Raw genomic sequence first — 4,991 nt, forward strand, 5'->3', positions numbered from 1 at the left:
GGCCGATCACCACCAGCAGGCGGTCGTCCTTGCCGGCCATGATGTTGTGGATGTTGTGACGGGTTTCGGTGATCAGCGACTCGACCTGCGTGCCGTGGATGGGGAAGAAGCGGATCAGATGTTCGGGCGGGGGAAGCACGGTGATGTCCTTGATGCGTTTGTCGTCGGTCTGGCTGGTCTTGTCGACATTCGCGTACCAGGCGTCGGCCTTGGTGCTGGGTTTGTTCATGGCGGGGCTCCTTTGGATTTGAAACAGCTTGGAATCGGTTTTCGGTCGGGCAGAAAAAAACCGCCGGGCTTTTCAGCTTCGGCGGTTCCTGGGAGGGGTGTTCGGGTGCTTACGCGCTCGCCTCTCGTCCGCCGGGGACCGAGAACCAAAAATAAAAAAAGTAAAAAGCGATGCGCGAAGACATGGGGCTCAATGTAGCACAGGTTTCTGACGGTTCCTGACAGGTCGCCAGGGGACAAACCCTCAAGCCGTCCCCCCCACCGTCAAACCGTCGATGCGCAGCGTGGGCTGGCCCACACCCACCGGCACGCTCTGGCCTTCCTTGCCGCAGGTGCCCACGCCCGAGTCGAGCTTCATGTCGTTGCCGATCATGCTGATTTTTTTGAGCGACTCAGTGAAGAATTGGATATTAAGGAAATATTAGAAAAGCAAAAAGTTATCTATAGCACCACATTTACCGAGGCGGAAATGAAAAAAGCGATTGAGTTTTATAATACGCCTGAAGGCAAAAGTATTGCCCAAAAAGCCCCTAAAATTAGTCAAGAAATGATGTTTGCTAGTCAGCAATGGGCGCAAGATGCTAACGAGCGTGTGATGTTGTTAATGCAGGCTACTAATAAATGAGATGGGCGTTTTGCATATTGTCTTTGATGGCAAATGTCAGTTATGCGGCTTTGCCTGTTTGTCAGCAAGTATGTAGTGAGTTTAAAGTAAAAACATGGAAAGATTACCGTGATAGCCAAGTGGTGAAGCAAGACTTTGATTTTTCTTGTGGTGCAGCAGCATTAGCTACTTTGTTAAATGGTTTTTATGGCCAATCATATACCGAGCCACAAATTTTAGAGGATATGAATAAGCAAGATGGCAAAGCTTCATTTATTGATATGGCTCGTGTTGTTCAAAAGTATGGCTTTCAAGCACAAGGTTTAGCACTAGACTACTCAACATTAAGTCAATTAAAAGTACCTGTGATTGTCTATTTAGAACATCGTAAAGATAGCCATTTTTCGGTATTAAACGGTATTTCAGAAAGTCATGTACAATTAGCAGACCCTAGTTGGGGGAATAGAGTTTTAAGCAAACAAGCATTTTTAACGATGTGGGAAACCCGTAGCGATGCACTTGCTAAAGGTAAAATTTTGGTGATTAGCCCTAAAAAGACAGTTATTACACAATCTGAATTTTGGAAACATCCCCAACCCAATATATTATTAAAACAATCAATCTTATGGCTAAAAAAATAAAATATCCTAAATGCTAGTCTGTTAGATTACTAACTGATACTACTACTGAAAATCTAGTCGAAAAGAAATTTGATGATTTAGACAAGCAGTGTCAGGATTATATACGAAGCTTAGTAGACTTGATTTATGCTAAATTTTGTCAAGAGCTGTCTAATCAAAAGTAATTGGCTATCACAAGAATTAAGCTAGGCAAAAAGCTCAGCTTAATTCTTGCAGAGATACTTCTTAAAATCTCTTACTCTCCGCCCCATAATCATTCGCTTTTAAAAATTTTTCTGCGCTAAAAAAGTCAATTTTAGAAAAAAACTTCAGTGAAAAAACGAATAAAAGTACAAAAAGCCATCATCAGCGCGTATCATTCGCCGCATTTCAATCTTCATTTTTGTCATGTTATGAGTGGATTAACTAAGCTGTGTCATGCCATCGACACACTCAATAAAATGGTGGGACGCGTAGTGGCGTGGCTAATTTTAGCCACTGTCTTGTTATCGGTATTTACCGCTGTCGGGCGCAAATTTGCCTTTGGTTCTAATGGTTTTTTAGAAGGGCAATGGTACTTATTTTCGGCAGTATTCTTATTGGGCGCAGCCTATACCTTGCAAGCAGACCAACATGTGCGTGTTGATGTTTTAGCTAAACGTTGGTCAGCTAAAACCCGTGCTTGGATTGATATTGCGGGGCATGTTTTGTTTTTATTGCCTGTTGCAGTCGGTTTAGCTTGGTTGGGTTGGCACGACTTTATGCAAGTTTGGCAACACAACGAAATGTCTGCTGATGCAGGCGGTTTGCCCCGTTGGCCTGTTAAACTACTGATTCCTCTTGGTTTTGTTTTGCTGATTTTGCAAGTGATTAGCGAAATTGGCAAACGTATTGCGATTTTACAACACGGAGAGCGAGCATGACAGGTGATTGGGGTTGGCTCGCGCCGTTAATGTTTTTGAGTTTGTTTTTATTGTTGTTAACGGGCTTTCCTGTTGCGTTTGTTTTAGCGGCAGTTGGTTTAATTTTTGGGGTAATTGGCGTATTAGTAGGCGCATTACCGATTGAGTTGGTGCAAGCTGTACCCGAACGTTTATTTGGCATTATGCGAAATGAAACCTTAATGGCGATTCCATTTTTTACCTTAATGGGACTGATTTTAGAAAAAAGCCGTTTAGCCGAAGATTTACTCGATGCCATTAATCAACTGTTTGGCCGTTTGCGTGGTGGTTTAGCCTTTGCGGTGATTTTAGTTGGCGCATTATTAGCAGCAACCACAGGGGTTGTCGCCGCCAGCGTGATGGCGATGGGCTTGATTTCTTTACCGATGATGATGCGTCAAGGTTATTCACCTGCCATTTCCAGTGGCGTGATTATGGCTTCTGGCACATTGGCACAAATTATTCCGCCATCGCTGGTGTTAATTGTCTTGGCGGATACCTTAACTGTGCCTGTTGGCGATATGTATTTAGGGGCAATGTATCCTAGTTTGGCCTTAGTGGCCTTATTTGCGCTGTTTATTGGTGGCTTAGCGATTGTCAAACCTGAGTTATTACCCGCCCAACAACAAACACGCCAAGCCATTCAATGGCGTAAATTATTAGCCGCTTTAGTGCCGCCCTTAGTGTTAATTTTTTTGGTGTTAGGGACAATTTTTATTGGTTTAGCCACCCCGACCGAAGCAGGGGCAATGGGTGCAGCAGGCGCATTAGTCTTAGCCTTAGTCAAACGCCGTTTAAGTGCCTCTTTACTGCATCAAGCCTTAGATAACACCGCCAAATTAACCTCTTTTGTGATGTTTATTTTGGTCGGTTCGAGCTTGTTTGCGTTGGTGTTTAGAGCCTTAAATGGTGATGTTTGGGTCGAGCATCTATTTGATAAGTTACCCGCAGGCGAAATAGCCTTTTTATTAGTGGTTAACTTAATGGTCTTTGGTTTGGGTATGTTTTTAGACTTTTTTGAGATTGTCTTTATTGTTGTGCCGTTATTAGTGCCAATCATTCATAAACTTAACATCGACCCTGTGTGGTTTGGCGTGTTGTTGGCCATGAACTTACAAACCTCGTTTTTAACGCCGCCGTTTGGTTTTTCGCTGTTTTATTTACGCAGTGTTGCACCCAAAGAGCTTAATACCAGTCATTTATATAAAGGTGCAGTGCCGTTTATTGTCTTGCAGTTAGCCATGGTAGCGGTGTTGATGATGTATCCCGAATTAGTTCGCCATGAATCTAGCGAAAGCACCACCTTTAATAATAGCCAAGATTTGTCTGATGTCGGTGGCCAAGCAGCCAGTGCCGATGAAGCTATCCGTTTAATGCAAGAAATTGCCAAAGAATATCAGGGTAAATAATCATGCAACGTCGTCAAGCCTTACAAAAAATTGCTGCTTTAGGCGCAGCCACTGCGACAACCGCCAGTTTTGCCGCCCCAGCAGTTATTACACAAGCTAGCGTACAATGGCGTTTAGCCTCTAGTTTTCCTAAAAGTTTAGACACTATTTATGGTGCAGGCGAAATGCTCTCTAAACGTGTGGCGCAACTCACCGATGGTAAATTTCAAATTCGCGTCTTTGCAGGCGGAGAGTTAGTTCCGGGTTTACAAGTATTGGATTCGGTGAGTAATGGTACGGTCGAATGTGGCCACACCGCAGGTTATTACTATGTGGGCAAAAGCAAAGCCTTTGCCTTTGATACCTGTTTACCTTTTGGTTTAACCGCTCGCCAACAAAACGCGTGGTATTCACAAGCAGGCGGCCAACAATTATTGGGCGAGTTATTTAAGCAATATAACATTGTTAATTTTGCAGGTGGCAATACAGGCGCGCAAATGGGCGGTTGGTTTAGAAAACCCGTCAATAGCCTCAAAGAATTACAAGGCATCAAAATGCGTATTCCAGGGATTGGTGGCGAAATCATGTCGCGTTTGGGCGTGATTCCCCAAACCATTGCAGGGGCAGATATTTATCCTGCCTTGGAACGTGGTGCAATTGATGCCAGTGAATGGGTTGGGCCTTACGATGATGAAAAGTTAGGCTTATATAAAGTGGCCAAACATTATTACTTTCCGGGTTGGTGGGAAGCAGGGCCACAGTTAAGTTTTTATGTCAATCAGAGTGCATGGGCAAAATTGCCTAAAGCATGGCAATCGGCGTTTGAAGTGGCAACGATGGAGGCTAATCAAATGATGTTAGCCGCTTATGATGCGCGTAATCCGCAAGCCCTCATTCGTTTAATGAATCAACATGGGGTGGTGTTGCATCGTTACCCTGATGATGTCATGCAAGCAGGGCAAAAAGCTGCGTTTGCGTTATATGATGAGTTATCCGCCGCCGACCCGATGTTTAAAAAGATTTATGCTTCTTGGAAAGACTTTAGACGTTTAAGTCAGGGTTGGACAAACTTGGCCGAAACCTCGTTAGAGAATTTTATGTATAAGAATGCGAAGTAGGCTTATGATACAGAGGTAGCCAGTGTGAAGTGCAACGTAACACAGGAAGAATGCTTTAACAGGTGTAGTGTGGGTTGAGGAACGAAACCCAC

Annotated in this window: 6 protein-coding genes and 1 pseudogene; 5 read left to right on the forward strand and 2 right to left on the reverse strand. The window is 43.9% G+C overall.

Annotation, left to right across the window (positions count from 1 at the left end):
• Both Q0212_RS10890 and Q0212_RS10895 read right to left on the reverse strand, forming a co-directional pair.
• A pseudogene (locus tag Q0212_RS10890) lies at positions 1–229 on the reverse strand (hypothetical protein); the annotation flags it as partial.
• Between the two features lie 243 nt (positions 230–472).
• Positions 473–601: a hypothetical protein gene (locus Q0212_RS10895; protein ID WP_297925368.1), complete on the reverse strand. Its 129-nt coding sequence runs from the start codon at positions 599–601 to the stop codon at positions 473–475.
• Between the two features lie 30 nt (positions 602–631).
• Here Q0212_RS10895 and Q0212_RS10900 point away from each other — a divergent pair, with 30 nt between their 5' ends.
• The 5 genes from Q0212_RS10900 (at position 632) to Q0212_RS10920 (ending at position 4,899) form a co-directional block, all read left to right on the forward strand.
• A complete protein-coding gene (locus tag Q0212_RS10900) occupies positions 632–853 on the forward strand; it encodes a DUF2059 domain-containing protein (protein ID WP_297925370.1) in 222 nt (73 codons plus the stop codon).
• A 26-nt stretch (positions 854–879) separates the two neighbouring features.
• Positions 880–1,473 (forward strand): C39 family peptidase, encoded by a 594-nt coding sequence (locus Q0212_RS10905; RefSeq protein ID WP_297925379.1) that lies wholly within the window; start codon positions 880–882, stop codon positions 1,471–1,473.
• A 392-nt stretch (positions 1,474–1,865) separates the two neighbouring features.
• Entirely contained in the window at positions 1,866–2,375 is a 510-nt protein-coding gene (locus Q0212_RS10910; RefSeq protein WP_297925372.1) for a TRAP transporter small permease subunit, read from the forward strand.
• A complete protein-coding gene (locus Q0212_RS10915; protein ID WP_297925374.1) occupies positions 2,372–3,802 on the forward strand; it encodes a TRAP transporter large permease subunit in 1,431 nt (476 codons plus the stop codon). The genes Q0212_RS10910 and Q0212_RS10915 overlap by 4 nt, the downstream gene beginning before the upstream one ends.
• Before the next feature lie 2 nt (positions 3,803–3,804).
• Positions 3,805–4,899, forward strand: coding sequence for a TRAP transporter substrate-binding protein (locus tag Q0212_RS10920; protein WP_297925376.1), 1,095 nt, complete (start codon positions 3,805–3,807; stop codon positions 4,897–4,899).
• Positions 4,900–4,991: the final 92 nt, after the last annotated feature.

Origin of the sequence: uncultured Agitococcus sp., assembly GCF_937920075.1 — a bacterium.
Lineage (GTDB): Bacteria > Pseudomonadota > Gammaproteobacteria > Pseudomonadales > Moraxellaceae > Agitococcus.

Bases quoted from the DNA above. Each gene is read 5' to 3' on its own strand.
- Q0212_RS10920 (WP_297925376.1), top strand. From the start codon at position 3,805: ATGCAACGTCGTCAAGCCTTACAAAAAATTGCTGCTTTAGGCGCAGCC.
- Q0212_RS10910 (WP_297925372.1), top strand. From the start codon at position 1,866: ATGAGTGGATTAACTAAGCTGTGTCATGCCATCGACACACTCAATAAA.
- Q0212_RS10915 (WP_297925374.1), top strand. From the start codon at position 2,372: ATGACAGGTGATTGGGGTTGGCTCGCGCCGTTAATGTTTTTGAGTTTG.
- Q0212_RS10895 (WP_297925368.1), bottom strand. From the start codon at position 601: ATGATCGGCAACGACATGAAGCTCGACTCGGGCGTGGGCACCTGCGGC.
- Q0212_RS10905 (WP_297925379.1), top strand. From the start codon at position 880: ATGGCAAATGTCAGTTATGCGGCTTTGCCTGTTTGTCAGCAAGTATGT.